Annotated in this window: 15 protein-coding genes; 7 read left to right on the forward strand and 8 right to left on the reverse strand. The window is 66.5% G+C overall.

From position 1 onward, the window contains the following. Positions 1 to 26 precede the first annotated feature (26 nt). The 3 genes from mshA (at position 27) to ACTHQS_RS03740 (ending at position 4,183) form a co-directional block, all read left to right on the forward strand. Positions 27 to 1,292, forward strand: a complete 1,266-nt coding sequence (mshA, locus tag ACTHQS_RS03730) for a D-inositol-3-phosphate glycosyltransferase (RefSeq protein ID WP_440166199.1) — start codon at positions 27 to 29, stop codon at positions 1,290 to 1,292. A gap of 107 nt (positions 1,293 to 1,399) precedes the next feature. Next, positions 1,400 to 3,076 (forward strand): formate--tetrahydrofolate ligase, encoded by a 1,677-nt coding sequence (locus ACTHQS_RS03735; RefSeq protein WP_440166200.1) that lies wholly within the window; start codon positions 1,400 to 1,402, stop codon positions 3,074 to 3,076. Between the two features lie 489 nt (positions 3,077 to 3,565). Then, on the forward strand, positions 3,566 to 4,183 hold the full coding sequence (locus tag ACTHQS_RS03740) for an endonuclease domain-containing protein (protein WP_440166201.1): 618 nt from the start codon (positions 3,566 to 3,568) through the stop codon (positions 4,181 to 4,183). Positions 4,184 to 4,406: 223 nt separating this feature from the next. On the opposite strand, the gene ACTHQS_RS03745 is transcribed toward ACTHQS_RS03740, so the two are convergent. The 7 genes from ACTHQS_RS03745 to ACTHQS_RS03775 form a co-directional block, all read right to left on the reverse strand. Next, the gene (locus ACTHQS_RS03745; RefSeq protein ID WP_440166203.1) at positions 4,407 to 5,492 is read right to left on the reverse strand and encodes an inositol-3-phosphate synthase; all 1,086 of its coding nucleotides are present in this window, start codon (positions 5,490 to 5,492) and stop codon (positions 4,407 to 4,409) included. Positions 5,493 to 5,651: 159 nt separating this feature from the next. Continuing rightward, complete coding sequence (gene mgrA, locus ACTHQS_RS03750; RefSeq protein WP_440166205.1) at positions 5,652 to 6,692, reverse strand: L-glyceraldehyde 3-phosphate reductase; 1,041 nt, start codon at positions 6,690 to 6,692, stop codon at positions 5,652 to 5,654. Further along, a complete protein-coding gene (gene treZ / locus ACTHQS_RS03755; protein ID WP_440166207.1) occupies positions 6,689 to 8,479 on the reverse strand; it encodes a malto-oligosyltrehalose trehalohydrolase in 1,791 nt (596 codons plus the stop codon). Before treZ ends, mgrA begins: the two co-directional genes overlap by 4 nt. Then, positions 8,476 to 10,803: a malto-oligosyltrehalose synthase gene (gene treY / locus ACTHQS_RS03760; protein ID WP_440166209.1), complete on the reverse strand. Its 2,328-nt coding sequence runs from the start codon at positions 10,801 to 10,803 to the stop codon at positions 8,476 to 8,478. The genes treZ and treY overlap by 4 nt, the downstream gene beginning before the upstream one ends. Further along, complete coding sequence (glgX, locus tag ACTHQS_RS03765) at positions 10,800 to 13,058, reverse strand: glycogen debranching protein GlgX (RefSeq protein ID WP_440166211.1); 2,259 nt, start codon at positions 13,056 to 13,058, stop codon at positions 10,800 to 10,802. The genes treY and glgX overlap by 4 nt, the downstream gene beginning before the upstream one ends. A gap of 69 nt (positions 13,059 to 13,127) precedes the next feature. Then, complete coding sequence (locus tag ACTHQS_RS03770; protein ID WP_440166212.1) at positions 13,128 to 14,711, reverse strand: NAD(P)H-hydrate epimerase; 1,584 nt, start codon at positions 14,709 to 14,711, stop codon at positions 13,128 to 13,130. Between the two features lie 16 nt (positions 14,712 to 14,727). Then, the gene (locus ACTHQS_RS03775; RefSeq protein ID WP_159631405.1) at positions 14,728 to 15,075 is read right to left on the reverse strand and encodes a holo-ACP synthase; all 348 of its coding nucleotides are present in this window, start codon (positions 15,073 to 15,075) and stop codon (positions 14,728 to 14,730) included. Between the two features lie 298 nt (positions 15,076 to 15,373). Between ACTHQS_RS03775 and ACTHQS_RS03780 the strand changes: the two genes are divergently transcribed. Beyond that, a complete protein-coding gene (locus ACTHQS_RS03780) occupies positions 15,374 to 15,799 on the forward strand; it encodes a hypothetical protein (RefSeq protein ID WP_440166214.1) in 426 nt (141 codons plus the stop codon). Positions 15,800 to 15,871: 72 nt separating this feature from the next. On the opposite strand, the gene glmS is transcribed toward ACTHQS_RS03780, so the two are convergent. Beyond that, positions 15,872 to 17,764 carry a glutamine--fructose-6-phosphate transaminase (isomerizing) gene (gene glmS, locus ACTHQS_RS03785; RefSeq protein WP_440166216.1) on the reverse strand — a complete coding sequence of 631 codons (1,893 nt, stop codon included), beginning with the start codon at positions 17,762 to 17,764 and terminating at the stop codon, positions 15,872 to 15,874. Positions 17,765 to 17,869: 105 nt separating this feature from the next. Between glmS and coaA the strand changes: the two genes are divergently transcribed. Genes coaA through mscL form a run of 3 tightly spaced genes read left to right on the forward strand, consistent with a single transcriptional unit; the run spans position 17,870 to position 20,175 of the window. Beyond that, a complete protein-coding gene (gene coaA / locus ACTHQS_RS03790; RefSeq protein WP_440166660.1) occupies positions 17,870 to 18,865 on the forward strand; it encodes a type I pantothenate kinase in 996 nt (331 codons plus the stop codon). Positions 18,866 to 18,870: 5 nt separating this feature from the next. After that, positions 18,871 to 19,746 (forward strand): M15 family metallopeptidase, encoded by an 876-nt coding sequence (locus ACTHQS_RS03795; RefSeq protein WP_440166218.1) that lies wholly within the window; start codon positions 18,871 to 18,873, stop codon positions 19,744 to 19,746. 24 nt (positions 19,747 to 19,770) lie between these two features. After that, complete coding sequence (mscL, locus tag ACTHQS_RS03800; RefSeq protein ID WP_440166220.1) at positions 19,771 to 20,175, forward strand: large conductance mechanosensitive channel protein MscL; 405 nt, start codon at positions 19,771 to 19,773, stop codon at positions 20,173 to 20,175. Positions 20,176 to 20,224: the final 49 nt, after the last annotated feature.

The following is a 20,224-nucleotide window of genomic DNA, read 5'->3' on the forward strand; positions in this document are numbered from 1 at the left end:
CGCGCCGGCGGCCGGAAGGAGGTCCCGTGGCACTGATCCGCAGGGTCGCTTTGCTCTCCCTCCACACCTCCCCCATGGAACAGCCAGGTTCCGGTGACGCGGGCGGAATGAACGTTTACATCCGCGAGCTGGCCTCGGCGCTGGCGGAGGCAGGCGTTGAGGTAGAGATCTTCACGCGCGCCACCTCCGCCGACCAGCCCGTCGTCGAGCATCCCGATCCCGGCGTGTGCGTGCACAACGTCCTGGCGGGTCCGCCCAGGAAGATCCCCAAAGAGGAACTTCCCGGGCTGCTGCACGCCATGGTCGCCGAAATCGAGCAGATCCGCCGCCGCCAGCCGCACGGCCGGTACGACGTCATCCATTCGCACTATTGGGTGTCCGGGATCGCGGGGCTGGAGCTGTCCGAGCTGTGGGGCGTGCCGCTGGTGCACACCATGCACACCATGGCCAAGGTCAAGAACCTGCTGCTGGAGTCCGGTGAGCAGCCCGAGCCCCGGCGCCGCGAACTGGGCGAGCACCGAATCGTCGACGGCGCTGCCCGCCTGATCGCCAACACCAGCTCCGAGGCCGCCGAACTCGTGTCCCACTACGGCGCCACCTACGACCGGATCGACATCGCACCGCCGGGCGTGGACCTGGCCACGTTCACCCCGGCTTTCCGGGCACGGTCCAGGGCCGGGCACGACGTCAGCCCGGACACGTTCCACCTGGTGTTCGCCGGCCGCATCCAGCGGCTGAAAGGCCCCCAGGTCCTGGTCAAAGCCGCGGCGCTGCTGCGGAAACGCCGCCCGGACATCGACCTGCGCGTCACCATCCTTGGTGCGTTGAGCGGCAACAAGGAATTCAACCTCCGCTGCCTGGTGGCAGAGGCGGGAATGGACGACGTCGTCACGCAGCTTCCGCCCGTGAAGGCGCCGGAGCTTGCCTCCTGGTTCCGCGCGGCCGACGTCGTGGTGATGCCCTCCTTCAGCGAATCCTTCGGGCTCGTGGCACTAGAGGCCCAGGCCTGCGGCACGCCCGTGGTGGCCACCCGCGTGGGAGGACTTTCCCGCGCCATCTTCCACGGCCGGACCGGGCTCCTGGTGGACGGCCACCATGCTGCCGACTGGGCCGATGCCCTGGAGGCCCTGTACGACGACCCCGCCACCCGCGAAGACCTTGGCCGCGCCGCCGCCATCCGGGCCCAGAACTCCGGCTGGCAGCGCACTGCCGCCATCACGCTGGAAAGCTACCACGCCGCCGTCGACAACTTCGTAGGCCGACGCCTGGCACCGGCAGTTCCAGCTTCCTGACACTCCTCCGCCTGCCTTTTCCTTCGTCCCCAACCCTTCGTGCCCAGCCCGCGTGCTGTTAGCTTAGGGACAGATGCCGGCGCTGGCCCGTGCAGGAAAGGACAAGGATGTCTGCTCTCCCATCTGATCTTCAGATAGCCCGTGCTGCACGGATCCAACCGATCGCGGATATCGCGGCAGCCGCGGGAATCAACCCCGACGCCTTGGAGCTGTACGGGCGTTACAAGGCCAAGATCGACCCCGCACGCCTGGACGCCCCGCCTCCGGCCGGGAAGGTGGTGCTGGTATCGGCCATGTCCCCAACACCGGCCGGCGAAGGCAAATCCACCACCACGGTAGGGCTGGCAGACTCACTGGCCCGCGCCGGCCACAAGGTCATGATCGCCCTGCGGGAGCCGTCGCTTGGCCCGGTGCTGGGCATGAAGGGTGGTGCCACCGGCGGCGGCTATTCCCAGGTGCTCCCCATGGATGAGATCAACCTGCACTTCACCGGTGACTTCCATGCGATTACGTCGGCCAACAATGCCCTGATGGCCCTGGTGGACAACCACATCTACCAGGGGAACGCCCTGAATATCGACCCGCGGCGGATGACCTTCAAGCGGGTGCTGGACATGAATGACCGTGCCCTGCGGGAAGTGGTGATCGGCCTGGGCGGCCCTTCCCAGGGTGTCCCGCGCCAGGACGGGTTCGACATCACCGTGGCATCCGAAATCATGGCCGTTTTCTGCCTTGCGACGGATATTGCCGACCTTAGGGAGCGCCTGGGCCGGATCACCTTCGGCTACACCTACGACCGCACACCCGTCACGGTGGCGGACCTGGGAGTGCAGGGTGCCCTGACCCTGCTGCTGAAGGAAGCCATCAAACCGAACCTCGTGCAGACCATCGCGGGCACCCCCGCCCTGGTCCACGGCGGCCCGTTTGCCAACATAGCCCACGGCTGCAACTCCTTGATCGCCACCCAGACCGCCCGGCGGCTGGCAGACATTGTGGTGACCGAGGCGGGCTTCGGCGCCGACCTGGGGGCGGAGAAGTTCATGGACATCAAGGCCCGGGTCGGCGGCCTGGCACCCTCCGCTGTGGTGGTGGTGGCCACGGTGCGCGCGCTGAAGATGCAGGGCGGGCTGGCCAAGGCCGAGCTGACCCGGCCGGACCTGGCCGCGCTGGAAGCAGGGGTGGAGAACCTGCGCCGGCACATCCGCAACGTGGAGAAGTTCGGCGTGATCCCCGTGGTGGCCATCAACAAGTTCTCCTCCGATTCGCCCGAGGAACTGGACTGGCTGCTTGCCTGGTGTGCGGCTGAGGGTGTGCCGGCGGCCGTGGCGGATGTGTGGGGCCGGGGCGGCGGCGGGGACGGCGGTGACGAACTCGCGGCTTTGGTTGCCGAGGCGGTGGCCGGGCCGAACAGCTTCCGGCACCTCTACTCGCTGGGCCTCTCAATAGAGGACAAGATCCGGACGATTGTGCAGGAAATTTACGGCGCGGACGGTGTGGACTTCTCCGTCCCGGCCCTGAAGCGGCTCGCCGATATTGAGCGGAACGGATGGAGTTCGCTGCCAGTGTGCATGGCCAAGACGCAGTACTCCTTCACGGACGACGCCTCCCGGCTGGGCGCCCCCAAGGGCTTCACCATCCATGTCCGCGACCTGCTGCCCAAAACCGGCGCGGGCTTCATCGTGGCCCTGACGGGGGCGGTGATGACCATGCCGGGCCTGCCCCCGGTCCCGGCTGCGCTGCGAATGGACGTGGACGCGGACGGCAACCCCATCGGCCTCACTTAGCAACCCCCGCTCACCTCTGGCAGCCCTTCCAGCAACCCCCGCTCACCTCTGGCAGCCCTTCCAGCAACCCCCGCTCACCTCTGGACCGCTTAATGAGCGCCTGTGGATAACTTCCGACGGACGCCCACTGCTTGTATGAGAATGCAGTATGCGATCCCGCCCGCCTCTACCTGACCGCCTCGCCAGCAGTCCTTTTACGCTTGAGAATTCGAGGAGCGCAGGAGTCCAGCGCAGCCGCTTGCGACGCACAGATGTTCAGCACGTCAGCCGCGGACTCTACCGTCCGGCAGGCTGGGATTTCTGTCTGGCGGAGGCCGCCCGGCCTTGTCGGAAGCTACGCCCGGAGCCTGGATTTCACACGTGACAGCAGCGAGGCTCCGAGGCTCTCGCCTGCCCCCTTGGCTCTCCGACTCCAACGAGCTGCATATCAGCAAACCCACTGCCTTTCCCGGAGCCCGGAGAAGAGGAATCTACGGCCATCGAGTCATAGTGAAGCCTGGTGAGGTCGAGTTCGTCGAGGGGATATGGATCAGCACCAAGGCACGAACGTGGTTGGACATGGCACGGCAACTGCCTTTGAACGACTTGGTCGCTATGGGAGACGAACTCATCCGCATACCCCGCCCGGAACTTGAGGGCAGGGAGGGCGCATACTCAACAGTTGAGGACCTGCGGGGTTTGGTCGCCCGACATCCAAATCTTCAAGGCGTTGTTCGTGCCAGGCAAGCACTGGACCTGATGCGGGTCGGATCGGACTCTGCGCCAGAGACGTTCCTTCGATTAGCCATGCTGGACGCCGGCCTTCCCGAACCCGAGTTGCAGGTCGGGCTTCGCCCCGGGGATCCACGTGCGCCGTCCGCTGACCTCGGCTTCAGACAGCGAAAAGTTGCTGTCCAGTACGACGGCGGCCATCACCTGTTGGAACCGCAGCGGCTGAGTGATCGGCGCAGGGACAAGGCCTTTGAGGCGGCCGGTTGGACAGTCATCATTGTCGACAACTCGGATCAGGAAGATGGTTTCGCTGCCGCGATCAAGAAAATCAAAAGAGCTTTCAGGACGTCGGTGGCCGCCTCCACGGTGGCTTCTGGGTTCGCAGAGGAGCACTGACCCAGTAGGGAAGGCCCTGCGTGCCCGCCCAAGGTGAGCGGGCGATCCGGAAAAACATGCCAAAGGTGAGCGGGCGATCCGGAAAAACATGCCAAAGGTGAGCGGGCGATCCGGAAAAACATGCCAAAGGTGAGCGGGGGATTGCGAAAGGCAGGTCAAAAGTGAGCGGGCGTGTTAACGCGGGACGCTCCCCCACCCGGGCGGGTGAGGGAGCGTGCCGGATTTAGCGCTCTACGTCGCCGCGGATGAAGGCTTCGACCTTTTCGCGGGCGAGGTCGTCGTTGAACTGCTCCGGCGGGGACTTCATGAAGTAGCTGGAGGCGGAGAGCAGCGGGCCGCCGATGCCGCGGTCCAGGCCGATCTTGGCGGCGCGGATCGCGTCGATGATCACACCTGCGGAGTTCGGGGAATCCCAAACTTCCAGCTTGTACTCCAGCGACACCGGGGCGTCACCGAAGTTGCGGCCCTCCAGGCGGACAAACGCCCACTTGCGGTCATCGAGCCACTGGACGTAATCGGACGGGCCGATGTGCACGTCCTTGGCAGCCAGTTCGGCCTCCACGTTGGAGGTCACGGCCTGGGTCTTGGAGATCTTCTTGGACTCCAGCCGGTCACGCTCCAGCATGTTCTTGAAGTCCATGTTGCCGCCGACGTTCAACTGGTAGGTCCGGTCCAGGGTCACACCCCGGTCTTCGAACAGCTTGGCCATGACGCGGTGGGTGATGGTGGCGCCGATCTGGCTCTTGATGTCGTCCCCAACGATCGGAACACCAGCGGCGGTGAACTTGTCGGCCCATTCCTTGGTGCCGGCAATGAACACGGGCAGGGCGTTGACGAACGCGACGCCGGCATCGATCGCAGCCTGGGCGTAGAACTCGGCAGCCTCCTGTGAGCCGACCGGCAGGTAGCAGACCATGACGTCCACGCGGGCGTCCTTGAGCGCCTGGACAACGTCCACGGGCTCTTCGGTGGACTGCTCGATGGTCTCGAGGTAGTACTTGCCCAGGCCGTCCAGGGTGTGGCCGCGCTGGACGGTGACGCCGGTGGGCGGAACGTCGGCGATCTTGATGGTGTTGTTCTCGCTGGCAAGGATGGCATCGGAAAGGTCAACGCCGACCTTCTTGCCATCAACATCGAACGCAGCAACGAACTCAACGTCACCGACGTGGTACTGGCCGAACTCAACATGCATCAGGCCGGGGATGGTCTCGTTGGGGTCGGCATCCTTGTAGTACTGGACGCCCTGCACCAGCGAGGCGGCGCAGTTGCCGACGCCCACGATTGCAACACGGATGGGATGTGAAGACACAGAACTCCTTTGGGGACAAACGTCAGCCGGCCTGGTTGGCCTCCGAAGAACGGACGACGGCGGCCGGCTGGCATTGCGCCACACGGCGCTTTTTCATACTACCGAAGGAGCGGGACCGGGCGCTGTCACGCCCGGTCCCGCCCCGTAAAGAAAGCCAGCTCAGACGTTCTGCTTCCACAGGTTGATGTCTGATTCCACGGCGAATTCGTCGATTGCCGTGAGCTCCTCATCCGTGAAGTTGAGGTTGTTGATGGCGGACAGTGTGTCCTCCAACTGCCGGACGCTGGAGGCTCCCACCAGCGCCGAGGTGACAGGTGAACCCTTGGGCTGGTCCCGCAGGATCCAGGCGATGGCCATCTGGGCCAGGGACTGTCCGCGGCCCTCGGCGATCTTCCGCAGTCCGCGCACCCGGTCCAGCTTCTCCTCCGTAATGGAGTCCTCGGAGAGGAACCGCGCCTTGGCTGCACGGGAGTCCTCAGGGATGCCATGGAGGTAGCGGTCCGTGAGCATCCCCTGCGCCAGGGGCGAGAAGGCAATGGACCCGGCGCCCACCTGGTCAAGCACCTCGTACAGGTTCGGCGGGCCGTCCTCGGTCCAGCGGTTGAGCATGGAATAGCTGGGCTGGTGGATCAGCAGCGGCGTCCCGAGTTCCTTGAGGATCCGGGCGGCCTCGAGGGTCTGCTCCGGGGTGTAGGAGGAGATCCCCGCGTACAGGGCCTTCCCGGATCGCACGGCGTAGTCCAGGGCGCCCATGGTTTCCTCCATGGGCGTCTCGGGGTCCGGGCGGTGGCTGTAGAAGATGTCCACGTAATCCAGGCCCATCCGCTGCAGCGACTGGTCCAGGCTGGAGATCAGGTACTTGCGGGAACCCCATTCGCCGTACGGGCCGGGCCACATGTAGTAGCCGGCCTTTGTGGAGATGACCAGTTCGTCGCGGTAGGGCTTGAAGTCGTCCCGCAGGTGCCGGCCGAAGTTCGTTTCCGCGGATCCGTCCGGCGGGCCGTAGTTGTTGGCGAGGTCAAAGTGGTTGACGCCAAGGTCGAAGGCCCGGCGGAGGATGTCCCGCTGTTCATCGAAGCGCTTGTCGTCGCCGAAGTTGTGCCACAGGCCCAGGGAGATGGCCGGGAGTTTGAGCCCGCTGCGGCCTACACGGCGGTAGGGCATGGTTTCGTAGCGGTTGTCCGCTGCTGTATAGGTCATGCGTTCTGTCCCTCTTGATCGCTTTCAATGATCGCGGCACTCCAGGGCGCCATGGCCAGGGCCCCGCCGTCCAGCCCGGTCCCGTCGTCCGTAGCGAGCAGGACGCTGCCGGAGGCATCGTCCAGCCGGACCTTCGAGTCGGAGAAGTTCACCAGCACCTCGACGGAACCGCGCCGGAAGCGCAGCCAGCCGGCGTCGTCGTCGAACGACACCTCTGTCTCGCCGAACCCAAGCCCCGCCAGGTCAGGATGCGAGCGGCGGAGCGCTGTCAGCGACCGGTACAGCTCCAGGAGCCGCGCGTGGTCGCCCGTGGCGGCCTCGGCCCAGTCCAGCTTGGACCGGCGGAAGGTTTCCGGGTCCTGCGGGTCGGGTACGACGGCGGGATCCCACCCCATGCGCTCAAATTCCTTGATGCGGCCTTCCGCGGTGGCCTTCCCGAGCTCGGGTTCCGGGTGGGAGGTGAAGAACTGCCAGGGCGTGGAGGCCCCGTATTCCTCGCCCATGAACAGCATGGGCGTGAACGGGGAGGTCAGCGTGAGGACCGCGGCCACGGCCAACTGCCCGTAGGACAGCGACTGCGAGAGCCTGTCCCCCGTGGCTCGGTTGCCGATCTGGTCGTGGTTCTGGTTGCACACCACCAGCGCCGCCGGCTGGGCCAGCGAGGCGTTGATGGGCCTGCCATGGTGCCGGCCGCGGAAGCTGGAGTAGCTGCCGTCGTGCAGGAACCCGTCCTTCAGGACCTTGGCCAGCACGGCCAGGGACTCGAAGTCCGAGTAGTAGCCCGTGGTTTCGCCGCTGACGCTGACGTGCACGGCGTGATGGAAGTCGTCGCTCCACTGCCCTGCCAAGCCGTACCCGTTGACGTCCCGGGGATAGATCAGGCGGGGGTTGTTCAGGTCCGACTCCGCGATGAGGGTCTTGGGCAGCCCGGTTTCCGCCGCAACGGCATCGCCCAGGGCGCCAAGGTCCTCCAGGATGTGCACGGCCCGCTCGTCCCGCAGCGCGTGCACGGCGTCGAGCCGGAGCCCGTCCACGTGGTAATCGCGCAGCCACAGGGCGGCGTTGTCCAGGATGTATTCACGCACCACATCGGAGCCGGGCCCGTCCAGGTTCACCGAGTCGCCCCAGGTGTTGGCGTCGCCCTGCTTCAGGTACGGGCCGAACTTGGGGAGGTAATTGCCGCTTGGTCCCAGGTGGTTGTAGACCACGTCCTGGATGACGCCAAGGCCTGCGGCATGGGCAGCGTCGACGAACCGCTGGTACGCGGCCGGCCCGCCGTACCCTTCGTGCACGGTGTACCACTGGACGCCGTCGTAGCCCCAGTTGTGCGTTCCGTTGAAGCCGTTGACCGGCAGCAGTTCCACGAAATCGATGCCCAGGTCCACCAGGTAGCCCAGCTTGTCCACCGCAGCGTCCAGGGTTCCTTCAGGGGTGCAGGTGCCCACGTGGAGCTCGTAGATGACGGCCCCCTGCAGGTCCTTGCCGCGCCAGCCGGAATCCTGCCAGGCATAGGCGGCGGGATCGTAGGTGCGGGACTTTTCGTGGACGCCGGCGGGCAGGCGGCGGGACCGGGGGTCCGGGACAGGGGTGGTGTCCCCGTCCAGCAGGTAGCCGTAGTCCACGTCCCCGTCCGCCGGGGCGTCAGGTGCTGTCCACCACCCTTCGGAGCCGGGCGCCGTGTCCTTCTTCTGCATGGGGTATTGCCGGCCGCCAGCCAGCAAAACCACCGATGAAACGTCCGGCGCCCACACATCGAAGCGCTCGGGTCCTACGTTGACCAGGGTCATGCCTTTTCTCCATCCACGGGTACCAGCAGGGCCACCGGGTAGGTACCCAGGACGTCCGCCACCAAAACCTGGCCGGGTCCGTAGCCGGCTCCCGTGAGTTCGTCACGCATGGCAGTGGAAAGGTCGACGGCGGTGTCCCGCCATCCGCCGTCGGCCTGCAGTCCGGCGGGCAGCCGGGTGGCCAGCGTGAGGGCGCCGGAGGAAGCGTCGGTTCCGCGGCTGAACGCGAGCAGGTGTCCGGCGGCTGCGCCGGTTGCTGCCACCGGGGTGTAGCCCTGGAACAGGTCCGGACGGTCGCGGCGCAGGCGCAGGGCCCGAGAGGTGACCAGCAGCTTGCTGGCCTCTGTGCCCGCGTCCGGCAACGTGCCGGCGTCGAGCTTTGCCAGCTCCGCTTGCCGTGCACCGAAGTCCACGGGCCGGCGGTTGTCCGGGTCGGTGAGTGAGCGTTCCCAGAACTCGCTGCCCTGGTAAACGTCCGGCACGCCGGGCATGGTCAGCTGGACCAGCTTGGCGGAGACGGAGTTGGCGGCGGCAAAATCGTCGATGCGGGCGACGAAACCCTCAACCACCTTGGCGACCCTGGCGTCGTCGAAGACCGCATCCACGGCAGCTTTGACCTTGGACTCGAAGTCCTCGTTGGGATCGGTCCACTTGGTGGAATTGCCGGCCTCCCGGGCCGCTTTTTCCGCGTAGCCCTGGAGCCGTTCCCGGCTTGCCGGCCAGGCTCCGACGATCGCCTGCCACAGCAGGTTCTCGTAGGGTCCGTCCGGAATCGGCGCCAGCCCGCGGAGCGTCGCCAACGTTTCCGCCCACTCTTCCGGCAGCTCGGCCATGACCGAGATCCGCGCCCGGGCATCCTCGCTGCGTTTGGTGTCGTGGGTGGACAGGGTGGTCATGGACAGCGGCAGCTCCTGCTGGCGCCGCTGCATCCGCCGGTGGAATTCCTCCGGCGCCACGGCGAACTCGGTGGGCTCGGCGCCCACCTCGGTCAGGGTGCCCAGCCGGGTGTAGCGGTAGAACGCGGTGTCCTCCACGCCCTTGGCCATCACCATGCCGGAGGTCTGCTGGAACCGGATGGCGATGGGATTGGCAGGGTCCAGCAGCAGCGGCAGGAGGGTTCCCACGGGTACTTCCAGGTCCGGCCGGTGCGCGGCGGCCGACTCACAGGCCTCCTTGAGGACATCCGCGCCGATGGGCAGATAGGACCGGTAGACGGGGAAGGACGCGATGATCTCCGCGATGGCGTCGGCGGCTTGGTCCACGGTGATGCCGTAGGACTCGGGAACCAGCCGGGCCAGGCGCAGCACCTCGGAGCGCAGGATGCCGTCGGCGATCATGCGCTTGGTGCCGCGGATCATCTCTGCGTAGTCGGCCGGCTCAGGCGTTCCCCGCAGCGAGGCGTCCAGGGCGTCCAGGCCCTGCTGTCCTGCCGGGTCAACGAAGAGCCGGTCCACGTCCGCCAGTGCGTCATAGCCGGTGGTTCCTTCGCAGGCAAAGTCCTGCGGCAGCACCTCGCCGGGTTCAAGGATCTTCTCCACCAGGACGTAGGCCCCGCCGCTGAGGTCCTTGAGCCAGCGGAGGTAGCCGGCGGGATCAGCCAGCCCGTCCGGGTGGTCCACGCGGAGCCCGTCCACCAGGCCCTCGGTGAACCAGCGGCCCACCTCGGCATGGGCCTTCTCGAAGACGGAGGGCTCCTCCACGCGGATGCCGGCGAGCGTGGTGACCGCGAAGAAGCGCCGGTAGTTCAGTTCGGCATCCGCGCGGCGCCAGTCCATCAGCTGGTAGTGCTGGCGGCTGTGCACGTCCTGCGGGGAGTCGCCCTCGCTGTACGTACCCTCGGCCAGCGGGAAGCGGTGGTCGTAGTACCGGAGTTCGCCGTCCTTGATCTCCAGCTTGTCCAGGTCGGCATCCGAGCCCAGCATGGGCAGCCGGACCTTTCCGCCGCCCAGGTCCCAGTCGACGTCGAACGCTTCGGCGTAGGGCGATTCGCGGCCTTCCTTAAGCAGGGAGCACCACCAGGGGTTCTGGATCGGGGTGGCCACGCCCACGTGGTTGGGCACGATGTCCACCAGGACGCCCATGCCGTGCTCGCGGGCTGCCTTGGAGAGGGCCAACAGGCCTCCCGGACCGCCGCGGTCCGGATCCACGGCGGAGGGGTCGGTCACGTCGTAGCCGTGGTCCGAGCCCTTCTCCGCAGTGAGGATGGGCGACAGGTACACCCAGTCCACGCCAAGGTCCTTCAGGTACGGAACCGTGGCGGCGGCGTCAAACAGGGTGAAGCTGCTGCGGATCTGCAGCCGGTAAGTGGAGACCGGGGCCCTCATGCTTTCGTGTCCGCTTCGGCGCCCGTTGCCCTTGCCTCGCTGGCTTCGGCCGCCTTGGTCTGGGCGTCCACCATTTCCTCCTGGGCTTCCTCATGCTCGGCCATGGAGGCCAGCGAGGCCGCGGCGGACAGGTCCACTTCTTCCTCGGGGCCGGAGTAGGCGCGCAGCACCACCATTGACTTCGCCTCCAGGGTCAGTGTCGCTTTCGCCTTGAGGGGCTCGTAGGCGTCGGCCTGCTTGGCCGTATCGATGAGCACCTCCCAGTACTGCGAGTACTCGTCGGAGGGAAGGCAGAAGTCAACCACGTCGTCGTGCGCGTTGAACGCCATGATGAAGCTGTCATCGGTGATCCGGCGGCCGCGTGAATCCTGTTCCTGGATGCCGTCACCGTTGTAGAACACGCCGATGGTCCGGCCGAAGCCGCTCCCCCAGTCTTCCGGCAGCATTTCGGTGCCGTCAGTCTTCAGCCAGACAATGTCCGGCAGCTTTTCGCCTTCGCCACGGCGCACTGGGCGGCCGTCGAAGAAGCGGCTGCGGCGGAACGTGGGGTGGTCGTGCCGGAGCTTGTTGACGAAGGCAGTGAACTCCACCAGCGGCTGGTCCATGGCTTCCCAGTGGATCCAGCTGAGCTCGGAGTCCTGGCAGTAGGTGTTGTTGTTGCCCTGCTGGGTGCGGCCCAGCTCGTCGCCGTGCAGCAGCATGGGGACGCCCTGGGAGAGCAGCAGCGTGGCGATGAAGTTCCGCTGCTGGCGGGCCCGCAGGGTCAGGACGGTGTCGTCATCGGTGTCACCCTCCACGCCGCAGTTCCAGGACCGGTTGTGCGATTCGCCGTCGTTGTTGCCTTCGCCGTTGGCCTCATTGTGCTTCTCGTTGTAGGAGACCAGGTCCCGCATGGTGAAGCCGTCGTGGGCGGTGACGAAGTTGATGGACGCGACCGGGCGGCGGGCCGAGCTTTCGTACAGGTCGGCGGAGCCGGTGAGGCGTGACGCGAACTCGCCCAGGGTGGAGGGCTCGCCACGCCAGAAATCGCGGACGGTGTCGCGGTACTTGCCGTTCCATTCCGTCCACTGCGGCGGGAAGTTGCCCACCTGGTAGCCGCCGGGACCAACATCCCACGGCTCGGCGATCAGCTTGACCTGGGACACTACCGGGTCCTGCTGGATGAGTTCGAAGAAGGTGGAGAGCTTGTCCACATCGTAGAACTCACGGGCCAGGGTGGAGGCAAGGTCGAAGCGGAAGCCGTCCACGTGCATCTCGGTAACCCAGTAGCGCAGGGAATCCATGAGCAACTGCAGGGAGTGCGGGTGGCGGACGTTCAGCGAGTTGCCGGTACCCGTGTAGTCCATGTAGTGCTTGAGGTCGTTGTCCACCAGGCGGTAGTAGGCCTGGTTGTCGATGCCCTTGAAGGACAGCGTGGGGCCCAGGTGGTTGCCCTCCGCGGTGTGGTTGTAGACGACGTCGAGGATCACTTCAATGCCGGCGCGGTGCAGGTCGCGGACCATGGCCTTGAATTCCTGCACCTGGTGCCCCACATCGCCTGTTGCGCTGTAGCTGTTCTGCGGCGCGAAGAAACCGATGGTGTTGTAGCCCCAGTAGTTGTTGAGCCCCTTCTCCTCCAGGGTGCCGTCGTTGACGAACTGGTGGACGGGCATGAGCTCGATGGCGGTGACGCCAAGCTTCTTCATATGCTCGATGACCGCCGGGTGCGCCACGCCGGCATAGGTGCCGCGCTGCTCTTCGGGGATCTCCGGGTGCAGCTCGGTGAGGCCCTTGACGTGGGCTTCGTAGATGACCGACTGGTGGTACGGGATCTTCAGCTGGCGGTCGCCGTCCCATTCGAAGAACGGGTTGATGACCACGCCGTGCATAGTGTGCGGCGCGGAGTCGGCATCGTTGCGGGAATCGGGGTCGCCGAACTCGTAGGAGAACAGGGCAGGGTCCCAGTCGATCTGGCCCTGGATGGCCTTGGCGTAGGGGTCCATCAGCAGCTTGTTCGGGTTGAAGCGGTTGCCGCTTGCGGGGTCGTAGGGCCCGTGCACCCGGTAACCGTACTTCTGGCCTGGCTGGATGTGGGGCAGGTAGCAGTGCCACACGTAGCCGTCCACTTCAGTGAGCTCGATCCGGGTCTCGGTCAAGTCGTCGGCCAGGAGGCAGAGTTCGACCCGTTCCGCCCGTTCGCTGAACAGGGCGAAGTTGGTGCCGGTGCCGTCAAAGGTAGCTCCCAGCGGGTAGGCGTTTCCAGGCCAGACTTCCATCGTGCTCCTCATTATTTTGTCAGCAGCAGACGGCATTGGAACGCCCCTACTGCTGGTGCGAACTAATGCCTACCGTAGTGGTTGGCTGTGACTATTACGTTTCCAGGCTCCATAGTTACTAAGCATGCTGACTTTACCCCAGATTTCGGGTAGGGCGTCCGCGATTCCGCCAGCGGCGATCGGGCCGCCGGACACAGCCTCCGAGGCCGCCCGCCCCGCCTGGCCGTGCAGTGCAGCACCCAGCGCGGCGATGGCGCCCCACCGCCCGTCTGCATCGACGCCCAGATTACTGAAGCGGCCGACGTCGGACCCCGCCTGGGCAAGCAGCGCACCAATGACGCCGGCCAGCACGTCCCCGCTGCCGGCAGTGGCGAGCCAGGGCGTGCCGTCGGCCTGGCTGAAGGTGGCGCCCCAGGGTACGGCGACGAGGGTGGTGGCACCCTTGAGCAGGACGGTGGCGCCGGTGCGGTCAGCCGCGTGGCGGACGGCAGCGAGCGTGCCCGCTTCCACAGCTTCCCGGTCCTCACCGCGGCCGAGCCGCTGGAACAGGGAGGCGAGCTCCCCGGCGTGCGGCGTCAGCACCACGTGCGGGGCGAGGATGGCCGGCAGCGCGGGCAGCGCGCCGGCGTCGGCCACGACCGGAAGGTCCGACGCAATCGCGTCCCGTGCCCGGGTCAGCTGCTCATGATCCCGTGGCCCCATGCCCGAGCCCACCAGCCAGGCCTGCACGCGGTTTTCCGAAACGGTTCCCGTGCTGCAGACAACCTCGGGGCAGGACTGGCGGACCAGGCGGGCCACCGACGGCGGCCCGAGGTACCTGACCATGCCCACTCCGGCGGCCAGTGCGCCGCGGCATGCGAGGACGGCAGCGCCGGGGTAGTCCTCGGAGCCGGCCACCACGCCCAGCACGCCGCGGGAGTACTTCTGCGCCCGCCGGGCCGGGTGCGGCAGGAGCCGCGCCATGTCTGCATCCTCGAGGCGGCGCAGGGACGGCTGCGGCAGGTGCTCCTCAATCCCGATAGGCACCACCAGCACCCGGCCGGCAAAGTCTGCGCCGGGGTCGGCCAGCAGCCCGTTCTTCGCTCCCCCGAACGTCACGGTCAGGTCAGCCGGCAGGACGGGGGCGGCGGCCTCACCGGTGTCCGCATCGACGCCGCTGGGAAGATCGCAGGCCACCACAAGGCCGTGACGGTCTGCGTCCGCGACAGCCTTGACCAGGTCCGCGGCAATCCCCCGCAGCCCGCCCTTGGCGCCGGTCCCCAGTACCGCATCAATGACGACGTCGGCCCGGGCGGCTTCTGCACCCAGTTCCTGAAGTGCCGCTTCAGTGAGCCGCTGCACCCGGCCGCCCGCGCGCTCAAACGCGGCCAGGCCGGCCGGATGGGCCGCATCCCCGGTGAGGACCGCCGTCGTACGCATTCCGCGGGCCGCCAGGAAGGCACCGGCGAACAGGCCGTCGCCGCCGTTGTTGCCCTTGCCGGCCAGCACCAGCACCCGCGAACCGTTCAGCCGCGTGCCGCGGGACTTGAGTTCATTGACGACGGCGTTGGCCAGTCCGTGCGCGGCGCGCTGCATGAGCGCGTCCCCCTGTCCGGCGGCCAGGAGGGGTTCCTCTGCGGCCCGGACCTGCGTTCCGGTGTAGGCGCTGATCATGCGGCGGAAGCCTGGGTCAGCCCTCGGCCAGGACCGTGGCCGTGGCGATGCCGCCGTCGTGGCTGATGGAAAGGTGCCAGCGCTTGACGCCCTTGGCCTCGGCAACTGCAAGGACGGTCCCCTTCACCTGCACGGTGGGCCCGTTCCGGTCGAGGCCGATCCAGCAGTCCTGCCAGTTCATGCCGGCGGGCGCACCGAGGACCTTGGCCACCGCTTCCTTCGCGGCGAACCGGGCGGCCAGGGAGCGGGTGTTCAGCTCCCGCTCCGCGGGCACGAACAGGCGGTCCCTCAGGCCCGGCGTCCGTTCCAGCTGGCGGCCGAACCGCTCGATGTCTACTACGTCTACCCCAATGCCAACGATCATGGGTGCCATTCTACGGCGGCACTCCCGGCGGGAAGGCGACGCACGCCGGTCATTCGCCCTGTCCGCCATGAGCGGAAAAGCGTCACTTACAGGCTGATCGCACAGAGCGAGCCTTGAAAGCCCAGGGCCTCAGTGGCCGGGGAGGGCCAAAAGTTACGCAAACCCGCTCACCCCGAGGCGTTAACGTTTTTCCATTCGCTGGAGATAATGCCCTATGGACAACTCTACGGGCTCCCAGCCGCCACGGAGGAGAAGACCTTGGCGAACGGCTCTTAAAGGAATACTGATCGCACTGGCTGTGATCGCCACTCCGCTTCTTCTGTTCCAAGCCTCCTACGTGCTGGGAACGGCCCGGATGGTGTCCCTCGCCGACAAGCTCCACCCGTTGGCCGGGTGGGAACCGGATGGTGAAAACGTCAGCGGCGGCATCTTCTGCACCCCCGTCGCTGTTCCCTGTGACAGCATGTGGCGCCAGTACAGGACGCAGCAGCCGCCTGGGCCCGCCGATATTCGCAGAATAAGCGTTGAAGCAGGGTTGGGCGGGAAGGTGGCCGGGGACTGTGAAACGTCCCCTCTTCCGTCGAATGTCACCGGAATGTATGTGGCCTGCAGCGCAACCGGAGTGCTGGACGGCTACGACGTTGAGGTCCGGGTGCTGAAGTTGGCAGAGAACGACCCGGAACGGATCATCCAGTTCCGACTCAGCAGCATCAAAAACCGCTAGGCAAAACAGAAGCCCCAGGCCGTGGGGCCCGGGGCTTCAGCTGTCCTGCGGTGCGCCGGTTATGTGTGCCGGCTATTCGACGGTGACGCTCTTGGCGAGGTTGCGGGGCTGGTCCACGTCGTAGCCCTTGGCTGCGGCGAGTTCCGCGGCGAAGATCTGCAGCGGGACGGTGGTCAGCAGGGGCATCAGCAGGGTGGGCGTCTCGGGGACGTAGAAGACGTACTCGGCGTAGGCCTTCACTGCTTCGTCGCCTTCCTCGGCGATGACCAGGGTCCGGGCGCCGCGGGCACGGACTTCCTGGATGTTGGAGACCACCTTGGCGTGCAGCGAGTCACGCCCCCTCGGGGACGGGACGACGACGAACACGGGCTGGCCTTCATCGATCAGGGCGATGGGGCCGTGCTTGAGCTCACCGGCGGCGAACCCTTCGGCGTGGATGTACGCGATTTCCTTGAGCTTCAACGCGCCCTCGAGCGCCACGGGATAACCCACGTGCCGGCCCAGGAACAGCACCGACTTCTCGTTGGCCATGGACCGGGCCAGCTCGCGCAGCGGACCGGCGTTGTCCAGGATGGTCTGGATCTTCGCGGGGATCTTGTTCAGGTCCGCCAGGACGTCCTTGATCTGGCCCGAGAAGATGTTCCCGCGCAGCTGCGCCAGGTACAGGCCCAGCAGGTACGCGGCGGTGATCTGGGCCAGGAACGCCTTGGTGGAGGCCACCGCGATCTCCGGGCCGGCGTGCGTGTACAGCACGGCGTCGGATTCGCGCGGGATGGTGGAGCCGTTGGTGTTGCAGATCGAGATGGTCTTCGCACCCTGTTCCCGGGCGTACCGGACAGCCATCAGGGTGTCCATGGTCTCACCGGACTGGGAGATGGACACCACCAGGGTCTTCTCGTCCAGGATCGGATCCCGGTAACGGAACTCATGCGCGAGCTCCACCTCGGTGGGGATCCGGCACCAGTTCTCGATCGCGTACTTCGCCACCATGCCCGCATACGCGGCCGTGCCGCAGGCCAGCACGATGATCTTGTTGACCTGCTTCAGCAACTCCGGGTCGATCCGCAGCTCATCCAGGGTCAGCTTGCCGTCCAGGTCCGACCGGCCCAGCAGGGTCTGCGCCACGGCATCGGGCTGGTCATTGATTTCCTTCTCCATGAACGAGGAGAACCCGCCCTTTTCCGCCGACGCCGGGTCCCAGTCCACGTGGTATTCCTTGCCCTGGGCCGGGTTGCCGTAAAAATCGGTGATGGTCACGCTGTCAGCGGTGATCGTGACGATCTGGTCCTGGCCCAGCTCCACCGCGCGGCGGGTGTAATCAATGAACCCGGACACGTCCGAGCCCAGGAAGTTCTCCCCCTCGCCCAGGCCCACCACCAGCGGTGAGTTACGCCGGGCAGCGACGACGACGTCGGGCTGGTCCGCGTGCACGGCCAGCAGCGTGAAGGCACCCTCAAGGCGCTGGCACGCCAGCTCCATGGCCCGGGTCAGGCCCCCGTTGGCCGGGTCCCCGCCCAGCTGGTTGCGCAGGATGTCAGCCAGCAGCGCCGCGGCGACCTCCGTGTCCGTTTCGGACAGGAACGTCACGCCCTTTTCCAGCAGCTCGAGCTTGAGCTCGGCGAAGTTTTCAATGATGCCGTTGTGGATCACGGCGAGCTTGCCGCCGTCGGCCAGGTGCGGGTGCGCGTTGCGGTCCGTCGGGCCGCCGTGCGTGGCCCACCGCGTGTGGCCAATACCGGTCAGGGTCTCCGGCAGCGGGTGGGCTTCCAACTCACCGATCAGGTTGCTCAGCTTCCCGGACTTCTTCCGCGACTCAATAGCCCCCTGGGACACCACAGCCACACCGGCAGAGTCATAACCGCGGTACTCCAGACGCCGCAGCCCCTCAAGGACAACATCCAACGCACTGTGACCATTAATTGCACCGTCAACCGAACGGCCTACGTAACCCACGATTCCACACATAGGCACAAGACTATCGGCAGCGTGCCACTTGCATTAAACCGGAGGGCTGCCGGGCAGTGCCTCCGTGACGGGCGCCGCCGCACTGAGCAGGGGCGTCATTTCGCGATGGGCCGGGCGCGGGGCAGAATCTTTACCGTGACTTCGCAACGCAATGAAGCGAACGGGGAGGGTGCCTCGCCGTTCGTGGAGCTGGACAGGCAAACCTGGTCCCGGCTCGCAGCCCAGATGGAACAGCCCCTTAATGAAGAGGATGTGCTGCGCCTTCGCGGGCTCGGCGACCCCCTGGACATTATTGAAGTCCGGGATGTCTACCTGCCGTTGTCACGGCTCCTGCACCTGTATGTGGAAGCTGCCGGGCAGCTGCACGCGGCCACCACCACGTTCCTGGGCGAGCAGACCCAGCGCACCCCCTTCGTGATCGGCGTGGCGGGCTCGGTTGCCGTGGGAAAGTCCACCATCGCCCGCGTGCTCCGTGAGATGCTGCGCCGCTGGCCGGGCACCCCCAACGTTGAGCTGATCACCACGGACGGGTTCCTCTACCCCCTGGCTGAGCTCAAGCGCCGGCAACTGCTGGACCGGAAGGGTTTCCCGGAGTCCTACGACCGGCGGGCGCTGCTGCGCTTCGTGAGCGAGATCAAGGGCGGCGCCGAGGAAGTGCGCGCGCCGTGGTACTCCCACGTCACCTACGACATCGTGCCCGGCAAGGAAGTGGTGGTCCGCCGCCCGGATGTGCTCATCGTGGAGGGCCTGAACGTGCTGGCCCCCGCCCGCCCCCGGCACGACGGCCGCCAGGGCCTGGCACTGAGCGACTTCTTTGACTTCTCCATCTACGTGGACGCCAAGACCTCCTACATCGAGGAGTGGTACGTGGACCGGTTCCGGAAGCTGCGGAGCACGGCGTTCGCGCAGCCGGAGTCCTACTTCCACCGCTACGCCACCCTGTCCGACGAGGAGGCCGAGAGTACCGCCAGGGACATCTGGAAGCGGATCAACGAGCCCAACTTGGAGGAGAACGTGCTGCCCACGCGCGGCCGTGCCCAGCTGGTGCTGACCAAAGAGGCGGACCACTCCATCCGCCGCATGCTGCTCCGGAAGGTGTAGCACAGGTGTGCTACGATTGCGGTTCCACCAGCCGGCGCAGCTTCACGCGCTTCCTCGCGGCGGGGGCCGGACTGACCGTCCTGGCTGCCTGCACACCTGAGGCACCCAAGGCGGCGGCGCCGTCGTCCGCTGTTCCTTCCCCTTCCCCCTCACCGGCAGCCGTCACGGCGTCAGCGGTCCCGACGGCGGAAACGGTCCCGACGGCGGAAACGGCCACGGCGGCCGGGTCGCCGGCGGCGCCGTCCCCCACGCCGTCGGCATCGGCAACGTTGGCGCGGCAGTTTTCGCTCGATGATCCGGCAAGCCCCTGGGTCATCGTGAACAAGCACCGGCCGCTGAAGCCGGCGGACTATGTGCCGGCCGATCTGGCGCGTCCCGCCGTCGCCATCTCCGCCGCAGGTGAGGCGGCGCTGCTGAACAGCACGACGGCGGCGGCTGCTGAGGCGATGTTCGCGGCGGCCGCGCGGGACGGTGTGGCGATGGTGCTGGCCAGCGGCTACCGCTCGTACAACACGCAGGTAACCACCTACAACGGCTACGTCGCGGCGCGCGGACAGGCCGACGCCGACACGGCCAGCGCGCGGCCCGGCCACTCAGAGCACCAGACCGGGTGGGCGTTCGACATCGGCGACGGCGGGGGTGCGTGCAGCTTCCAGCCGTGCTTCGCGGAGCAGCCAGCTGCCACCTGGGCAAAGGAGAACGGGCACCGGTTCGGGTTCGTGGTGCGGTATCCGTGGATGCTGCACCCCATCACGGGGTACTACTACGAGCCGTGGCACCTGCGGTACGTGGGGGTGGAGGCGGCCACGGACATGCTGAACCGCGGCATCGGCACGCTGGAGGAATACTTCGGCCTGGAAGCGGCACCGGCGTACCTGTAATCCGGGTGCGCTAGGTTGGTTCCCATGCTTAGTGGATTCAAGAACTTCATTATGAAGGGCAATGTTGTTGACCTTGCCGTGGCTGTCGTCATGGGTACCGCGTTCGGAGCAGTGGTCACGGCGCTGGTGAACAAGGTGCTGATGCCCTTCGTCTCAGGCCTGGTGGGGGCTCCTAACTTTGACAGCTTCGCCCGCGTGGAACTGAACGGGAACGCCATCGAATTCGGGGTGCTGCTGACCGCCCTGGTGAACTTCCTGCTGATCGCAGCAGCCATCTACTTTGTGGTGGTGATGCCGATGAACATCATGATCGAGCGCCGCAACCGACGCCTGGGGATCAACAAGGATGTCAAGAAGGACGCTGCCGAGGACCCGCAGGTTGCGCTGCTGACCGAGATCCGGGACGCGCTGAAGGACCGCGCTATCTGAGTTTTTCCAAATGCAAGTGGCCCGTCTCCCTGTTGGGAGGCGGGCCACT

It is taken from the genome of Arthrobacter sp. SAFR-044, from assembly GCF_051965175.1.
Lineage (GTDB): Bacteria > Actinomycetota > Actinomycetes > Actinomycetales > Micrococcaceae > Arthrobacter.